At 61.5% G+C, this 15,328-nt stretch carries 16 protein-coding genes and 2 pseudogenes; 13 read left to right on the top strand and 5 right to left on the bottom strand.

The annotated features are described in order from the left end of the window. The first annotated feature begins 323 nt into the window (after positions 1-323). On the top strand, positions 324-1,526 hold the full coding sequence (locus AC3VI7_RS03515; protein WP_489668871.1) for an ammonium transporter: 1,203 nt from the start codon (positions 324-326) through the stop codon (positions 1,524-1,526). 36 nt (positions 1,527-1,562) lie between these two features. After that, positions 1,563-1,931: pseudogene (locus AC3VI7_RS03510) on the top strand (cyclic nucleotide-binding domain-containing protein); the annotation flags it as partial. A gap of 126 nt (positions 1,932-2,057) precedes the next feature. Here the strand turns inward: AC3VI7_RS03510 and AC3VI7_RS03505 are convergent. The 3 genes and pseudogenes from AC3VI7_RS03505 to AC3VI7_RS03495 form a co-directional block, all read right to left on the bottom strand. Then, on the bottom strand, positions 2,058-2,468 hold the full coding sequence (locus AC3VI7_RS03505) for a DUF6691 family protein (RefSeq protein ID WP_489668870.1): 411 nt from the start codon (positions 2,466-2,468) through the stop codon (positions 2,058-2,060). 18 nt (positions 2,469-2,486) lie between these two features. Continuing rightward, positions 2,487-2,930, bottom strand: coding sequence for a YeeE/YedE family protein (locus AC3VI7_RS03500; RefSeq protein ID WP_489668893.1), 444 nt, complete (start codon positions 2,928-2,930; stop codon positions 2,487-2,489). A gap of 105 nt (positions 2,931-3,035) precedes the next feature. Then, positions 3,036-3,545, bottom strand: a pseudogene (locus AC3VI7_RS03495) (restriction endonuclease); the annotation flags it as partial. Between the two features lie 231 nt (positions 3,546-3,776). Here AC3VI7_RS03495 and AC3VI7_RS03490 point away from each other — a divergent pair. From AC3VI7_RS03490 to AC3VI7_RS03455, 8 genes are all read left to right on the top strand, one after another. Continuing rightward, entirely contained in the window at positions 3,777-5,111 is a 1,335-nt protein-coding gene (locus AC3VI7_RS03490) for a DNA recombination protein RmuC (protein ID WP_489668892.1), read from the top strand. A gap of 3 nt (positions 5,112-5,114) precedes the next feature. Further along, the gene (locus tag AC3VI7_RS03485) at positions 5,115-5,525 is read left to right on the top strand and encodes a VOC family protein (protein WP_489668869.1); all 411 of its coding nucleotides are present in this window, start codon (positions 5,115-5,117) and stop codon (positions 5,523-5,525) included. A 72-nt stretch (positions 5,526-5,597) separates the two neighbouring features. Then, positions 5,598-6,944 (top strand): carbohydrate porin, encoded by a 1,347-nt coding sequence (locus AC3VI7_RS03480; protein ID WP_489668868.1) that lies wholly within the window; start codon positions 5,598-5,600, stop codon positions 6,942-6,944. A gap of 78 nt (positions 6,945-7,022) precedes the next feature. Further along, a complete protein-coding gene (locus AC3VI7_RS03475; protein ID WP_489668867.1) occupies positions 7,023-7,634 on the top strand; it encodes a TetR/AcrR family transcriptional regulator in 612 nt (203 codons plus the stop codon). Then, complete coding sequence (locus AC3VI7_RS03470; RefSeq protein WP_489668866.1) at positions 7,631-8,833, top strand: efflux RND transporter periplasmic adaptor subunit; 1,203 nt, start codon at positions 7,631-7,633, stop codon at positions 8,831-8,833. Before AC3VI7_RS03475 ends, AC3VI7_RS03470 begins: the two co-directional genes overlap by 4 nt. After that, the gene (locus AC3VI7_RS03465; protein ID WP_369420808.1) at positions 8,830-10,053 is read left to right on the top strand and encodes an ABC transporter permease; all 1,224 of its coding nucleotides are present in this window, start codon (positions 8,830-8,832) and stop codon (positions 10,051-10,053) included. Before AC3VI7_RS03470 ends, AC3VI7_RS03465 begins: the two co-directional genes overlap by 4 nt. After that, positions 10,046-10,750 carry an ABC transporter ATP-binding protein gene (locus AC3VI7_RS03460; RefSeq protein WP_369420807.1) on the top strand — a complete coding sequence of 235 codons (705 nt, stop codon included), beginning with the start codon at positions 10,046-10,048 and terminating at the stop codon, positions 10,748-10,750. The genes AC3VI7_RS03465 and AC3VI7_RS03460 overlap by 8 nt, the downstream gene beginning before the upstream one ends. Beyond that, positions 10,747-11,265 carry a cytochrome c gene (locus AC3VI7_RS03455; RefSeq protein ID WP_489668865.1) on the top strand — a complete coding sequence of 173 codons (519 nt, stop codon included), beginning with the start codon at positions 10,747-10,749 and terminating at the stop codon, positions 11,263-11,265. The genes AC3VI7_RS03460 and AC3VI7_RS03455 overlap by 4 nt, the downstream gene beginning before the upstream one ends. A gap of 20 nt (positions 11,266-11,285) precedes the next feature. Here AC3VI7_RS03455 and AC3VI7_RS03450 read toward each other — a convergent pair whose 3' ends face one another. Further along, positions 11,286-11,918, bottom strand: a complete 633-nt coding sequence (locus AC3VI7_RS03450; protein ID WP_489668864.1) for an FABP family protein — start codon at positions 11,916-11,918, stop codon at positions 11,286-11,288. 31 nt (positions 11,919-11,949) lie between these two features. On the opposite strand from AC3VI7_RS03450, the gene ispD reads away from it, so the two are divergent. Genes ispD through hepT form a run of 3 tightly spaced genes read left to right on the top strand, consistent with a single transcriptional unit; the run spans position 11,950 to position 13,476 of the window. Further along, a complete protein-coding gene (ispD, locus tag AC3VI7_RS03445; protein ID WP_489668863.1) occupies positions 11,950-12,684 on the top strand; it encodes a 2-C-methyl-D-erythritol 4-phosphate cytidylyltransferase in 735 nt (244 codons plus the stop codon). Next, positions 12,681-13,076 (top strand): type VII toxin-antitoxin system MntA family adenylyltransferase antitoxin, encoded by a 396-nt coding sequence (gene mntA / locus AC3VI7_RS03440; protein WP_489668862.1) that lies wholly within the window; start codon positions 12,681-12,683, stop codon positions 13,074-13,076. The genes ispD and mntA overlap by 4 nt, the downstream gene beginning before the upstream one ends. Then, the gene (gene hepT / locus AC3VI7_RS03435) at positions 13,066-13,476 is read left to right on the top strand and encodes a type VII toxin-antitoxin system HepT family RNase toxin (RefSeq protein ID WP_369416550.1); all 411 of its coding nucleotides are present in this window, start codon (positions 13,066-13,068) and stop codon (positions 13,474-13,476) included. Before mntA ends, hepT begins: the two co-directional genes overlap by 11 nt. Positions 13,477-13,508: 32 nt before the next feature. On the opposite strand, the gene AC3VI7_RS03430 is transcribed toward hepT, so the two are convergent. After that, positions 13,509-15,209, bottom strand: coding sequence for an electron transfer flavoprotein-ubiquinone oxidoreductase (locus AC3VI7_RS03430; protein WP_489668861.1), 1,701 nt, complete (start codon positions 15,207-15,209; stop codon positions 13,509-13,511). Positions 15,210-15,328: the final 119 nt, after the last annotated feature.

Genomic DNA, 15,328 nt, shown 5'->3' with positions numbered 1-15,328 from the left:
TTCGATTCCGCTGATGCCGATCTTGAGGTCAAGGATCGGTCGATGGGGGAACCAGTGGAGGGATCAACAGGATGTAGAGCGCGCCATTCTAACGGCGAAGCGTGTTGTTGCGCCGGCCGATGGCGGATGCACCATCACCAAGCAAATAGAGCTATTGCGCACAAAATAGGTGCAGTTTTTTGCTGGCGCTCGTACTAATACGCTCTTTTTTGGTGCTTCATCGGTAAACCCTAAAGCAGGCGTGAAGGCGCACCAAGTTGGCACATGAATTGCTTGTTTTTGCGACTTATTGGTGCGTTGCTCTTTACTTTCAGAGGATGTGGATGGAAACGTTGAAACAAGGCTCGGATGCGCTGTTCATCCTGCTGGGGGCGATCATGGTGCTGGCGATGCACGCCGGGTTCGCCTTTTTGGAACTGGGTACGGTGCGCAAGAAAAACCAAGTCAATGCGCTGGTCAAGATCTTGGTGGACTTCTCGGTTTCGACCATCGCTTACTTCTTTGTCGGCTACTCGGTGGCCTACGGTGTGAGCTTCATGACAGGCGCGCAAGAGCTGGCCGCCAAGAACGGCTATGAGCTGGTGAAGTTTTTCTTCCTGCTGACTTTTGCCGCTGCCATTCCCGCCATCATTTCGGGCGGCATTGCCGAGCGGGCACGCTTTGGCCCGCAACTGCTGGCCACGGCGGTGATCGTGGGCGTGATCTATCCGCTCTCGGAAGGCGCGGCTTGGAATCAAGCGTTTGGGATTCAAGCGTGGCTCAAGGCGAGCTTTGGGGCCGAATTCCATGACTTTGCCGGCAGCGTGGTGGTCCATGCCCTGGGTGGCTGGATCGGCCTGGCCGCTGTGCTGCTGCTGGGCGCGCGCAGCAACCGTTATCGCAAGGACGGTGCGATGAGCGCGCATCCGCCTTCGAACATCCCGTTCCTCGCGCTGGGTGCCTGGATCTTGGCGGTGGGCTGGTTTGGTTTCAACGTGATGAGCGCCCAAACCATCGACAAGATTTCGGGGCTGGTGGCGGTGAACTCGCTGATGGCGATGGTGGGCGGCACGTTGGTGGCCGTGCTTATGGGCAAAAACGACCCGGGTTTTGCCTACAACGGCCCCTTGGCCGGTTTGGTGGCGGTGTGCGCGGGCTCGGACCTGATGCACCCAGCGGGTGCCTTGGTGGTGGGCGGCGTGGCGGGTGCGATCTTTGTCAGCCTGTTCACCCTGACACAAAACCGCTGGAAGATCGACGACGTGCTGGGTGTGTGGCCGCTGCACGGTTTGTGCGGTACTTGGGGCGGCATCGCTGCCGGTCTGTTCGGTCAGAAGGCGCTGGGCGGCTTGGGCGGCGTGAGTCTGGGGGCGCAGACCGTGGGCACCTTGATGATCGTGGTGTGGGCACTGGCCGCTGGCTTTCTGGTTTACGGCGCGATCAAGGTCTTCATGGGCTTGCGTCTCAGCCAAGAAGAGGAATACGAAGGGGCTGATCTTTCGATCCACAAGATTGGTGCCACACCCGACCGCGAAGTGAGTTGGTAAAACGGCGTCTCCCCGCCGACAATGCAGCCATGATTCATGGGGCGGGGACATACGGTGAAGACGATTCGTCGGATCGAGCTGTTGCAAAGCATGCCGATCTTTGGGGCCATCCGGGCCGATACCTTGGCGTTCTTGTTGGCGCGTGCGCCCACGCGCTTTTGTCGTCGGGGTGCCTGTTTCTTTCACCAAGGCGATAGCGCGGCCGACACCATGTACGTGCTTGAGCAGGGCCGCGTCACGGTGCGCAAAAGCCTGGATCAACGCGAGATGGTGTTGGTCGAGTTGGGCCAAGGCGATTGCTTTGGCGAGATGGCCTTGCTCAGTCTTTCGACGCGCAGCGCGTCGGTCCAGGCCGAGACCGATTGCGTGGCCATCGAGCTGTCGCTGGCGGATTTGTTTGAACTCTTCGAGCGTGATGCCGAACAGTTCGCCTTGATTCAGATGAATATCGGCCGAGAAGTGGCGCGGCGCTTGCTCATCACGGATGAGTTGCTGCTGCGCGCCACGTTGGGTACGACGACGGGTACGCGCTCAGCGTTGCAGCCAACGGTCATGGATCACCATGCCCGCCAGCATGGCGACGATGAAGTACAGCGCCGAGCTGACTCCCGAGCTCATCGCCACCAAGGCCGGTCCCGGACAGAAACCGCCCAGACCCCACCCTGCGCCGAACAACACACCGCCCAGAATCAGGCGGATGTCGATGGTGCGGTTGGTGGGCAGCTCGATATGCTCTCCCGTCCATGAACGCTCACGGCGTTTGGCGGCAGCAAAGGCAAAGACGCCCACGGCAATCGCGCCGCTCATCACAAAGCCGAGGCTGGGATCCCACGTACCAAAAAGATCGAGAAAATCCTTGATCTTGGTGGGGTCAGTCATGCCGCCGGCAATCAGGCCAAGGCCAAAAATCAGGCCGCTCAGTAAAGCAAAAAGAAGATTCATCGTGATTCCTAGATGGGGTCAGATCAAGTGACGCAGCACGAACACGCTGATCACGCCCGCCGTCATAAAGGCTGCCACATTGGCCAGCGAGCGCACAGAAAAGCGCGACAGGCCACAAACACCGTGACCACTGGTGCAACCGTTGCCCATGCGCACACCCACACCGACCAGCAACCCAGCCGCGATCACCGCGATGGGGCCGACATCGACGTTCACGGCAGGCAGGGGGGCGGCGATGCGCCACAGCCAAGGGGCCAGCATCAGGCCGAGCAGAAAAACCAGCCGAGGCAGTTCGGGCATCAAGGTTCGGCCAGCGATCAGGGCGCGCAGGGGGCTGGCGATGATGCCGGCAATGCCAGCGATGCGGCCATTGCCCAGAAGAAAGATGGCTGAGGCCAAGCCGATCAGCGCTCCGCCCAACAGGGCTTGAACAGGGGTGAAGTGGTCCCAGGCAATCGTGATCATGGTTTTTTGAGGTGCAAGCAAAGACGAAGGCTCGCATTGAGCCACAAAATTTGGCGTCTTTCCTGTCGCTAGGCTTATACCCCCATGGGTTTATGGGTGGTGTCGCTTCAGCATCACGATGAGTTGTGGACCGTCGATCAGCTGGATGTTTCGACCTTGGGCAAAGTCATGCGCTGCGGGCGTGAAGCGCCCCGAGGTCACGACCCAGCCGCCGGTGGCTCCGGTGGCCGCCATCACGCCGTAGAGTTCACGCACCACTTGGACGCCCACTTTGAAGGCCTTCCATTGCTTGCACTGCACCAAAAAAGTCTCGCCATCGCGCTTCAGGCGCAGATCGACGCCGCCATCGGCACCCCCACCGCCGGTTTCGATGACTTTGTAGCCTTGTTGACGAAAGGCTTCGCCCACCAGTTGCTCAAACTCGCGCCAGGTGATGGCTTCGAGCACCCTGGCCGCCTCGTTGCGGGTCACGCTTTGGTCGATGTTGTATGTGACATGGCCATGCAAGCGGCTGCGCTGTCTGTTGCGCCATGCTGAAAGCGCGGCACCACACAGGCCAAGACTCGCAAGCACGATCTGGCCCGCTTGTGCCAGTGGGTGAGCGAGGGTGTGTTTCGGTCCCCAAAGCACTTGCAGGGCCAGTTGGAGGCTGAGATAACTCAGCACCGCCAAACCCAGACCGAGCCACCAAGGGGCTTGGGCGATCAGTCGGATCAAACCGATCAGGAGTTGCCAGAGGAGTCGCAAGGGCGTGGTGAACAACAGGGCCAGCCCCCCGGATTTTTTCTTGTACATCGTCTGAGATTTTCACCCACGCCCGACAATCCGGCCATGAACGAATCCATGCTTCTTGTCGTCTTGCTGCTGACTGTCTTGGCAGCTTTGGGTGCCTTGGCGGTCGGTGTCCTCAACTTGAAGGCGACCCAAGCCTTGGGCGCGCGCGCGGGCGACGAGGCGGCGCTGGACCGGCTGGCCGATGCGCTGGTGGGCTCGTGGCGGACCGATGCGGATCGCTTGGAGCGCGAGCTGCGCAGCGAGATCCAGCTCGCCGCCCGGGGCAATCGACAAGAGTTGGCTGAAGCCTTGGCCCGTTTTGGCACCTTGCAGACCGAGCATGTGCGCGGCCAAGGTGAAGCCACCGACCGACGCCTGAGCGAGATGCGCCAGATGATGGAGCAGCGCTTGGGCGCGGTGCAGCTCAGCGTTGAGCAGCGTTTAGGCCAGTTGCAGCAAAGCGTCGAAGTACGGCTGCGGGCCATGCAGGCCGACAACGAAACCCGCTTGGAGCAGATGCGCGCCACCGTCGATGAAAAGCTCCACGCCACCTTGGAGCAGCGGCTCGGTGAGAGCTTCAAGCACGTGGCCGAACGCTTGGAACAAGTCCACCGGGGCTTGGGCGAGATGCAGGGCTTGGCCCAAGGGGTGGGTGATTTGCGCCGGGTGCTGACCAACGTCAAGGCCCGAGGCGTGTTGGGCGAAGTGCAATTGGGCGCGTTGCTGGAGCAGGTCTTTACCCAAGATCAGTACGCCGTCAACGTCGCCACCGTGCCCGGCAGTGCGAACCGGGTCGAATTTGCCTTGCGTTTGCCGGGACGCGGCGGCGATCAGGATGGCCCCGTGTGGTTGCCGATCGACGCCAAGTTTCCGCGTGAAGACTACGAGCGCCTGATCGACGCCCAAGAGCGTGCCGACCGCGAAGGGGCCGAGTTATCCGCCCGTGCTTTGGAGCAGCGCATTCGCGACGAAGCCCGCACCATCGCCGCCAAGTACATCTCACCGCCACACACCACCGATTTCGGCCTGCTCTTTGTGCCCACGGAGGGGCTTTACGCCGAACTGTTGCGCCGACCGGGTCTGGTGGAAGACCTGCAACGCCAGCACCGCATCATGCTGGCCGGCCCCACCACCTTGTTGGCCTTGCTCAACAGCTTGCAGATGGGCTTTCGCACCTTGGCCCTAGAAAAACGCAGCGCCGAAGTCTGGACCGTGCTTGGTGCGGTCAAGACCGAATTCGGCAAGTTCGGCGACATCTTGGAGAAGACGCGCAAAAAGCTCCAAGAGGCCAGCAACAACATCGAATCGGCTGAAATTCGCACCCGCGCCATGGTCCGCACGCTGCGTGGTGTCGAGGCCCTTCCCGAAGCCGAATCCCAAGCTCTACTACCTCCTACGGCCTGAAATATGCCCCACGCCATCAACTACAACAGCCGCTACAACCGTGCCGTCTGGTTCGAGATTCCGGTGAACGACTTGGACCGCGCCATCGCCTTTTACCGGGCGGTGGTGGGTGGCGCGATCACCAAAGAAAACGATCAGGGCCGCACCTTTGCGGTCTTGGCTGGGCTGGGGGGCAACAGCGGTGTCCTGATGCCGGTGCGCGAAGTCATCGCGGCGGAGGTGGTGCCTCATGCAGTGGGTGTGCTGCTCTACCTCAACGTCGAGGGCCGGTTGCGCGACGCCCTGGCGCAGGTGCGCCGCCTTGGGGCCGAGGTGCTGGAAGACGTCCGTCCGATGGGTGTCCATGGTTTTCGGGCGGTGGTGCGTGACAGCGAAGGCAACCGTATCGCGCTGCACGCGCCGCAGGATCGTTGAGTCACACTTTTGTAACTTTGAGGCGCTCTAATCCGCGCTTTTGTGCGCCCTGCGTGGGCGAGAAATGCCCTGATGAATGTGAATCTGTGGAAGCGATGCGCCTTGGGCGTGGGGTGTTTTCTTGCCTTGGGGTGCGCCCAAGCGCAGGATGCCGCTCACGACACTGAAAACCAGACCGCGCGCTGGCAGATCACCTACAACGGTCAGATGCATCCGAGCTTTGGCGCGGCCTATACCGGCCCGAACAGCCTTGTTCCCGGACATGAACGCATGTACACCCTCTCGGCCACGGCGTTTCTGGGCTGGCGGCCGTGGCAGGGGGGCGAGTTGTATTTCAACCCCGAGATGGCTGAGGGCGTGCCGTTTTCGACCAACTTGGTGGGCTTGGGCGGCTTCACCAACGGTGAGATCACCCGGGCCGCAGGCGAAGCGCCGGTGTTCTATCGCCAGCGGCTTTTCTTGCGCCAAACCTGGAACCAAGGGGGTGGCACCGAAGCGGTCGAGTCAGCCTTGAACCAGATGGCCGGCACGGTGGATAAAAACCGCTGGGTGCTGACGCTGGGTAACTTCTCGACGCTGGACGTGTTTGATCCGAACACCTATGCCAAAGACCCGCGCACCCAGTTCATGAATTGGGGCAACTGGACCTACGCAGCCTACGACTACGCAGCCGATGCGCGCGGTTTCGGCTGGGGCTTTGCCGCCGAGTGGTATCACGATGATTGGGTGCTGCGCTTTGGGCGCATGTCCGGGCCAAAGGCGCCCAACCTGCTTGAGGTCGATCTGGCCTTGGCACGCCATTTTGGCGATCAGGTGGAAGTGGAGCACGCGCACACCTTGGGCGGTCAGCCCGGCAAGGTGCGCCTACTGGGTTGGCGCAATCGGGCGCAGTTGGCCAACTTTGACGACGCTTTGGCGTGGCTTCAGGCCCACCCGGGCCACTACACCGACCCAACAGCGCTGTTTCAGGTGCGCGCGGGTGACCAATGGAAATACGGCGTGGGCCTCAACCTAGAGCAAGCGCTTAGCGCCCACACGGGCCTGTTTCTGCGCCTGATGCAAGCCGATGGCCATACCGAAACCCATGCCTTCACCGAGGTAGACGGCTCCTTCTCGTCCGGGCTGTTGATCAAGGGTGCGGCTTGGGGCCGTGAGCAAGACAGCGTGGGCGTGTCCTTGATGGCCAACACCTTGTCCGATGCGCGCCGGCACTTCTTGGAAGCCGGTGGCACCTCGTTTTTCATCGGTGATGGCGCGTTGCGCTACCGCCCCGAAACGATCTTCGAGGGCTACTACAGCTGGGAAGCCTTGAAGCGCCTCTGGCTGAGCTTGGACGTGCAGCACATCCAGAACCCCGCCTACAACGCCGACCGAGGCCCGATGACGGTCTACGCCTTGCGGATTCATACCGAGCGCTAAGAGTCTCTGACCCTGCGTGAACGTAGGGTATGCTTTCCCCCATAAGATAGTAATTGATTACTATTTTTGAGGTGATTTTTGAGCGACAACCCGAAATATCTGCCGGCCGATGAGCGTCGGGCCGTGACGGTGGAAGCGGTGGTGGATTTGGCGGGTCAGCAAAATCCGAGCGACATCACCACTGCCGCCATTGCCAAGCACATGCACTTGACCCAAGGCGCGCTGTTTCGTCATTTCCCCAGCAAAGACGCGATCTGGGAGGCGGTGATGGGCTGGGTGGCGGAGCGGCTGCTCTCGCGTATCGACCGTGCAGCGGAGGGCCTCGATGGAACGCCCTTGGAGGCGATGCGTGCCATGTTCATGAGCCATGTTGATTTCGTGATCGAGCACCCCGGTGTGCCACGGATGATGTTCGGTGAATTGCAACGCACCGAATCGACCCCGGCCAAACGCATGGCTCAGACCCTGATCCAACGTTATGCCGAGCGCATTTGTCAGCGCATTGAGCAGGGCAAGGCCAACGGTGACATCACCCCCGACGTGGTGACCCAAGCCGCCGCGATGCTCTTTATTGGCACGGTGCAGGGTTTGGTGATGCAGTCGCTGCTCTCGGGTGATATCGGGCGCATGCGCACGCAGGCACCGGCCGTTTTTGACATCTACGTGCGTGGCATGAAAGGTTCTCGATGACATCGTGGATAAAGTTGTGGCTCACAACACAGGGCCGCACCTTGGCGCTGATCGCGGTTTTGCTGCCGTTGCTGGGACTCTTTGCGTGGGTCGCTTTGCGTGCGGGGCCGCTTGCTCCGGTACCAGTGCAGGTGGCGCGGGTGGAGGTTGAAGCGCTCACGCCGGCGTTGTTTGGGTTGGGTCTGGTCGAGGCATCTGCCACCCACCGCATCGGTTCGACCTCCGCAGGGCGCATCCTGCGGTTGCACGTTCAGCCCGGGGATCATGTCAAAGCGGGACAGGTGCTTGGTGAGCTGGATTCGGTCGATCTAGACGACAAGATCCAAGCCCAAGATGCGGCCATGAAACGCACCGAAGCCAGTGTGCAAGCCGCTCAGGCCCAGCTCCAAGAACTGAGTGCCCGGCAGGTCTTTGCTGATGCTCAAGTGCAGCGCTATGAGGCGCTGTTGAGCGCCCAGTCCATCACCGCTGAGGCGATGGCGATCAAACAGCAAGAACGGGTGCTGGCGCAAGCTGGGGTATCAACGGCGCGGGCGAATTTGGAGGCTATCCGTCAAGAGGGCCTGCGTCTCAAGGCCGACCGGGAAGGACTGCTGCGCCAGCGGGCTAATCTGCGTTTGGTGTCACCCATCGACGGTCTGGTCACCCGGCGTGATGTCGATCCAGGCACCACGGTCGTGGCGGGTCAGTCGGTGGTGGAGGTGGTGGATCCCCACAGCGTTTGGTTGCATGCACGTTTTGATCAGCAGCGGGCTGTGGGTTTGCAACCGGGCTTGGCGGTCAAGATCGTGCTGCGCTCCCAAGGGCGCGAGGCGATGAACGGCCACATCGTCCGTATCGAACCCCACGCCGATGCTGTGACCGAAGAAGTGCTGGCCAAGGTGATCTTCGATCAGCTGCCGGATCCTTTACCCCCCTTGGGTGAGAGTGCTGAGATCACCGTGGCTTTGGCCGTCCAACCGAAGCGGCCTGTGATTTCGAATGCCAGCGTGCAGCGCGTTGAGGGACAGTTGGGTGTTTGGCAGGTGGAGGAGGCATCAGGCCTGCGCTTTGTACCGATTCGCATGGGAGCGACCGATCTGGAAGGCCGTGTTCAGGTGCTGGCGGGTTTGCAGGGGGGTGAAAACGTGGTGACCCACAGTCATAAGGCCTTGGACGCCCGCAGTCGCATCAAGGTGGTGGAGCGGGTGTTGCCATGATCAGTCTTGCGGGACGCGATATCTTGCATGGCTGGGGCAAGTTCCTCTTTACCGGCGTTGGCCTCGGGCTCTTGATCGGTGTGACGTTGACCATGGCCGGGGTGTACCGGGGCATGGTCGATGATGCCCAAGCGTTGTTGAACAACAGCGGTGCCGATCTTTGGGTGGTGCAGCAAGATACCCAAGGGCCGTATGCAGAGGCTTCCAGTTTGCATGACAGCACTTGGCAGCATCTGCGCGGTATGGACGGTGTGGTTCGTGCCGCCAACGTCACGTACTTGACGATGCAAGTGCGCCCCACCGCATCGGTATCCGCAGCGCACGCCAAGGATGTGCGGGCGATGGTGGTGGGTGTCAGCCCGGATGGCCCCGGTTATCCCGGCCAGCCACCTTACTTGGTCGCTGGCCGGCACATCACCCGCAGCCACTACGAAGCGGTGGCAGACGTGGCCAGCGGTTTGGCCTTGGGCGAGTCGATCCACATTCGGCGTCAGGTCTACACCGTGGTTGGCTTGACGCGCCGCATGGTTTCGTCGGGCGGTGACCCGATGGTGTTTATTCCCCTGAAGGACGCGCAGGAAGCCCAGTTCCTTAAAGACAACGAGGCCATCGTGCAGCAGCGCGCGCGCACCAAGCAAAACCCGGCCTTGAACCGGCCCGGTTTGCCAGGGGTGTTTGATGCGGTGTTGGCGTCTCAAAACAGCAACCCCTTTGTGAACGCGGTGTTGGTCCAGATCCAGCCCGGGGTTGATCCTGAGGCGGTCGCCGCACCGATTCGGCGTTGGCTGCACTTATCGGTGTACACCCGCGCGCAGATGGAAGACATCTTGGTGGCGAAGTTGATTGCGACCTCAGCGCGCCAGATCGGCATGTTTTTGGTGATTTTGGCCATCGTCAGCGCCGCCATTGTGGCTTTCATCATCTACACCTTGACGATGGGCAAGATCCGCGAGATCGCTGTGCTCAAGCTCATTGGCACCAAGAATCGCACCATTGCCGCCATGATCGTGCAGCAAGCCCTTGCGCTGGGTTTGATCGGTTTTGTGGTGGGCAAGACCGCTGCCACCTTTTGGGCACCGGCTTTTCCGAAATATGTGCTGCTTGAGCCGGGTGATGCGCTGCGGGGCTTGGCGGCGGTGCTTTTGATTTGCGTGTTGGCCAGTGTGTTGGCGATTCGCGCGGCCCTGAAGGTCGATCCTGCGGAGGCTATCGGTGGATAACGGCATTCATATCGAGGGCCTGACCAAGCGTTATGGTCAAGGCCAAACGGCGGTGGATGCGCTCAAGGGCGTGGATATGGCTGTGGCTCCGGGGGAAGTGGTGGGCTTGATCGGTCCTTCCGGTTCCGGGAAATCGACGCTGCTCAAGTGTCTCGGAGCGGTGATTGAACCCACGGCCGGACGCATGAGCTTAGGCGGGGCGGTGATCTATGAGCAAGGCTGGAAAACCTCGGATCTGCGCGCTTTGCGCCGCGACAAGATTGGGTTCGTTTTTCAGGCCCCCTACTTGATCCCCTTTTTAGATGTGACGGACAACGTGGCGCTCTTGCCCATGCTGGCTGGCCGGCCCAATGCCGAGGCCAGGCGTCAGGCGCGTGATTTGTTGGACGCTTTGGATGTGGGCCACCGCGCCCGTGCCATGCCTTCGCAACTCTCTGGTGGCGAACAGCAGCGGGTGGCGATTGCTCGCGCCCTGATCAACCGCCCGCCGGTGATCTTGGCCGATGAGCCCACCGCACCACTCGACAGCGAACGGGCACTGGCCGTGATCCGTCTCTTGAATCAAATGGCGCAGCAATTCGAAACCGCCATCATCGTGGTGACCCACGACGAAAAAATCATCCCGACCTTCAAGCGGATTTATCACATCCGTGATGGTCGGACCGAAGAAGAAACAGGCCAAGGACTCTATCCATGACCATTTCCAAGACCCCCCATCGAGCTTTCTTTGCGGCATGGCAACCCCTGATGGGCGCCGGCGTTCTGAGTGTTTTGCTCAGCAGCAGCTGTGCAGTTTGGTCCAAAGAGCCTGAGCCCCAACAGCTCTCGCCGTCACCGTCGCCATCACCGCTGGCGCTGCGCGGCATCATGCAAGCGTTGGGGCAGCATATGCAGACGTTGGCAGGAGCCATCGCTCAAGAAGATTGGGCGCTCGTGGCTCGCACGGCCCCCAAGGTGGCTGAACACCAAGAGCCTCCGGCGCTCGAAAAAATTCGCATCCTGAGTTTTATCGGCACCGATATCAGCAAGTTCAAAGCGCACGACGAAACCACCCACCACGCCGCCCACAGCATGATCGAGGCGGCTGAGCGCCAAGATGGTGCGGCCGTGATCCGGGCCTTTGCTGACTTGCAGACCGGCTGCTTGGGTTGCCACCAAGCCTTCCGGCCGGCCTTCAAGGCCCATTTCTACGGCCCATCAGCCCGGCAGTGAGCCACTGAGCCATCCATGAGTCACCCCCGCGCCAGCGGATTCGGTGTGGGCTCGGCGATCTTGTGCAGCACGTTGCGGTCGGTGTGGTGAAAGGGTTCATCCCGGCCTTGGATCTGCATCACGGTGTCTTGTTCATACGACCATGTGCCGTCTTCGGGGTGCAGGGTCACCGTGATGCGGAACTCGGTGGTTTTGAAGGCGTGGTGCAAGAAGGGGCTTGAGCAGATGCCGAAGGTGTCAAGACCTTGGGTGGCGAGCAGCTCGAAGGTGGTGGCGTCGGCGGTGGTCTGGCCCGATGCGAGGGCCACCAAGCCGCGCGGGATGCTGAGCGTGTGGATCACGCTGCCGGTGGCGGGCTCCCACAACCAGTAGCCGACTTGCTCGTGATAGGTCTTGCGCTGATCGGGCTTGGTGATGTGGGTGTGATAGCGCAGACCGTAGAGCAATTGCGGGCCGTTGGTCTGCGGATCAATCGGTTGCAGCTCGATGCGTTCCACATACGCCTGCTTTTTGGGGCCTTCGGCCTTCGGTTTGACATCAAGCCCTCGGGTGCCTTGCCAGATGCCGGCCATGCCGCGCAGCGGGCCAAGGTGGGCCAAGGTGTCGGTGTCGATCGGGTAGGGCTCGGTGTAGATGTCTTGGGTGTCATTCATGGTGCCATCCTAAGCTGCACAATCACGCCCCATGCAAATCGGAACCCTTCCTCGTTGTTTTGCCTTGGTGCCTTGTGCGGGCGTGGGCAGCCGTGCCGGTGTGGGCGGCCCCAAGCAATATCACCCGGTGGCGGGTCGCCCCGTGGTGGCGCATACCTTGGCCGCCTTGGCTCAAGTCAGCCGCTTGGACGCCACCTTGGTGGTGCTTTCGCCCGAAGACCGCCATTTCGAAGCGGTGGTGCCGGGCTTTGAGGGCGAGCGCGGCTGGGTGGCGCGCTGCGGTGGTGCTACCCGGGCCGAGAGCGTCGCAGCGGGCTTGCAAGCCTTGCTGGAGCGCGGCGCGCAGCCGCACGACTGGGTGCTGGTGCATGACGCTGCCCGCTGTCTGATCCAGCCGGGTTGGGTGGACCGACTGCTCGACGCCTGTGCCGACGACGAAGTGGGCGGCTTGCTGGCGCTGCCGCTGGCCGACACGCTCAAAGAAGAGGTTGGCTCAGCCGACCTCACCAGCCCGGGGCCTCGCGTGGCCCGAACCATCGACCGCAGCGGCAAATGGGCCGCGCAGACGCCGCAAATGTTCCGCCTCGGCCTGTTGCGCCCAGCCCTGCTGCACGCCCAAGCGGGTGGATTCCCCGTGACCGACGAGTCAAGCGCCATCGAAGCCCTGGGCCACGCCCCGCGCTTGGTGCGCGGCGACGCCTTCAACTTCAAAGTCACTTGGCCCGAAGACTTTGCTTTGGCCGAGCGGTTGCTGGGGGGACGATGAATCGCCCGGCCATCGAACAGCTTGTGCATGAGCGGGTGCCGGATCTGTGGGCGCTCTACGCTTTTGGCAGTCGGGTGCAAGGCACGGCCGGGCCTGAAAGTGATTTGGATTTGGCCGTGTTGGTGGCGGGCTATGCCGAGCCGCTGGGGCTTTGGGAGCTTGCTGGCGATCTTGCCGACGTGGCCGGTTGTCCGGTCGATTTGCTGGATCTGCGCGCCGCTTCAACGGTCATGCAGTACCAAATCATCACACTGGGGCAGCGTTGGTGGGCCAAGGATGTGCAGGCCGGGATCTTTGAAGCCTTCATCCTGAGCGAGAAAACGGCGCTCGATACGGCCAGGGTGGGCTTGTTGGATGACATCGCCAAGGAGGGCGTGATTCATGGTCGATGACGTTTTGCTCAACAAGGCCGCCACCATTGAGCGCTGCGTTCGCCGTGTCCATGAAGAGTACGACCGTGACCCTGCGGGTTTCGCCACCGATTTCACCCGCCAAGACGCGGCGATTTTGAACATCCAACGGGCTTGCGAGGCCGCGTTGGACATGGGCCAGCACCTTGTACGGCGTGATCGCCTTGGTGTGCCCCAGAGTGCGCGCGATGTGTTTACCTTGCTTGCTCAGTCCGGGCGGATCGAGCCGGATCTGGCCGAGAGCCTGAAGCGCATGGTGGGGTTTCGCAACATCGCTGTGCATGACTACCAAGCGCTGCAATTGCCCATCACGGTGAAGATCATCACCGTGCATTTGGACGAGTTCCTGCGCTACAGCAAGACCTTGCTGCAAGCGGGCTGATCACGCCAAGGAGGTGTCTACCCCCTCCCGCCTCACATCCCGGCGTAATTCGGCCCGCCGCCGCCTTCGGGGGTGACCCAGACGATGTTTTGGCTGGGGTCTTTGATGTCGCAGGTTTTGCAGTGCACGCAGTTTTGGGCGTTGATCTGCAAGCGGTCGCTGCCGTCAGCGGCTTGGACAAATTCATAGACCCCGGCGGGGCAATAGCGTTGTTCGGGGCCGGCGAAACGGGCCAAGTTGAGCGCCACTGGCACCGCAGCGTCCTTCAAGGTCAGGTGTGCGGGCTGGTTTTCTTCGTGGTTGGTGTTGCTGAGAAACACCGAAGAGAGGCGGTCAAAGGTCAGCTGACCGTCCGGTTTGGGGTAGTCGATCTTTGGGCACTGATCAGATGGCAAGAGGTAGGTGTGATCGGCAGCCGTGCGGTGCAGGGTCCACGGCGGGGCTTTGAAGCCGATCTTGGGCAAGAGCCACTGCTCAATCCCCGTCATGAGCGCGCCCACGGCTTGGCCCTTCTTGAACCACTGCTTGAAGTTCTTCGAAGCTTGCAGTTCGGTGTAGAGCCAGCTTTGCTCGAACGCCTTCGGGTAGGCCTCCAGCTCGTCTTGAAAGCGGCCGGCGGCCAGCGCTTCGACGGCGGCATCAGCGCAAAGCATGCCGGTCTTGATGGCGGCGTGGGTGCCCTTGATGCGGCTGGCGTTCAAGTAGCCGGCTTCGCAGCCGATCAGCGCGCCGCCCGGGAAGACGGTTTTGGGCAAGCTCAGGATGCCGCCGGCCGTGATGACGCGCGCACCGTAGGCGACGCGTTGGCCGCCTTCAAACCAAGTGCGGATCTTGGGGTGCGTCTTGAAGCGCTGGAACTCTTCAAACGGCGAGAGCCACGGGTTTTTGTAGTCGAGCCCGACCACAAAGCCGACCGCCACCTTGTTGTCTTCGGCGTGATAGAGGAACGAGCCCCCATAGGTGTTGCCATCCAGCGGCCAGCCGGCGCTATGCACCACCAAGCCCGGGTGATGTTTGCTCGGGTCGATGTCCCAAACTTCCTTGATACCGATGCCGTAGCTTTGCGGGTCTTTGCCGGCGTCAAGGTTGAAGCGGGCGATGACTTGCTTGCCCAAGTGCCCACGAGCGCCTTCGGCAAAGACGGTGTACTTGGCGTGCAGTTCCATGCCGAGCTGGAAGTTGTCGGTCGGCTCGCCGTTCTTGCCCAAGCCCATGTTGCCGGTGGCCACGCCCTTGACGCGCCCTTGTGCGTCGTAGAGCACTTCAGCGGCAGCAAAGCCGGGGAAAATCTCGACGCCCAAACCTTCAGCTTGCTCGGCCAACCAGCGGGTCAGGGTACCGATGCTGAGGATGGTGTTGCCGTCGTTGTGAAAGCAGTCGGGCAGGAAGAAATCCGGCGTTTGGCGGGCGTCGGTTGCGGTGAGGAACAGGAAGCGATCTTCGGTGACCGGCTGGCCGATGGGGCAGCCGCGCTCTTGCCAGTCGGGGAAGAGTTCCTGCAACGCCCGTGGATCCATGATCGCGCCCGAGAGGATGTGCGCCCCCGGCTCGGAGCCTTTCTCCAACACCACGACCGAGACCTCTTGGCCTTTCTCGGCGGCTTTTTGCTTGAGGCGAATCGCACACGACAGGCCTGCGGGCCCACCGCCAACGATCACCACGTCGTAGTCCATCGATTCGCGCGGGCCAAATTGGGCGATCAGGTCGGCAGCCGTCATGTTGTTGTTCCTCATGCACTTCGGGGTCGGGGAGGGTGCCGATTCTAAAGGAGCCCTCCAAGGGGCTTCCTAGGGTCAAGCAGGGGGTGCATGCTATCGTCCAAGACCAGCCATTCCAAGAGATTCCGAGAGGT

Source organism: Leptothrix toolikensis (SeqCode) (genome assembly GCF_057922285.1).
Note: the sequence above shows the minus strand (reverse complement) of the source record. Positions and strands in the feature narration are given on the sequence as shown.

Excerpts from the sequence above, each read along its gene's own strand:
- AC3VI7_RS03515 (WP_489668871.1), top strand. The coding sequence starts at position 324 with ATGGAAACGTTGAAACAAGGCTCGGATGCGCTGTTCATCCTGCTGGGG.
- AC3VI7_RS03505 (WP_489668870.1), bottom strand. The coding sequence starts at position 2,468 with ATGAATCTTCTTTTTGCTTTACTGAGCGGCCTGATTTTTGGCCTTGGC.
- AC3VI7_RS03490 (WP_489668892.1), top strand. The coding sequence starts at position 3,777 with ATGCTTCTTGTCGTCTTGCTGCTGACTGTCTTGGCAGCTTTGGGTGCC.
- AC3VI7_RS03485 (WP_489668869.1), top strand. The coding sequence starts at position 5,115 with ATGCCCCACGCCATCAACTACAACAGCCGCTACAACCGTGCCGTCTGG.
- AC3VI7_RS03480 (WP_489668868.1), top strand. The coding sequence starts at position 5,598 with ATGAATGTGAATCTGTGGAAGCGATGCGCCTTGGGCGTGGGGTGTTTT.
- AC3VI7_RS03470 (WP_489668866.1), top strand. The coding sequence starts at position 7,631 with ATGACATCGTGGATAAAGTTGTGGCTCACAACACAGGGCCGCACCTTG.
- AC3VI7_RS03465 (WP_369420808.1), top strand. The coding sequence starts at position 8,830 with ATGATCAGTCTTGCGGGACGCGATATCTTGCATGGCTGGGGCAAGTTC.
- AC3VI7_RS03455 (WP_489668865.1), top strand. The coding sequence starts at position 10,747 with ATGACCATTTCCAAGACCCCCCATCGAGCTTTCTTTGCGGCATGGCAA.
- AC3VI7_RS03450 (WP_489668864.1), bottom strand. The coding sequence starts at position 11,918 with ATGAATGACACCCAAGACATCTACACCGAGCCCTACCCGATCGACACC.
- ispD (WP_489668863.1), top strand. The coding sequence starts at position 11,950 with ATGCAAATCGGAACCCTTCCTCGTTGTTTTGCCTTGGTGCCTTGTGCG.
- mntA (WP_489668862.1), top strand. The coding sequence starts at position 12,681 with ATGAATCGCCCGGCCATCGAACAGCTTGTGCATGAGCGGGTGCCGGAT.
- hepT (WP_369416550.1), top strand. The coding sequence starts at position 13,066 with ATGGTCGATGACGTTTTGCTCAACAAGGCCGCCACCATTGAGCGCTGC.
- AC3VI7_RS03430 (WP_489668861.1), bottom strand. The coding sequence starts at position 15,209 with ATGAGGAACAACAACATGACGGCTGCCGACCTGATCGCCCAATTTGGC.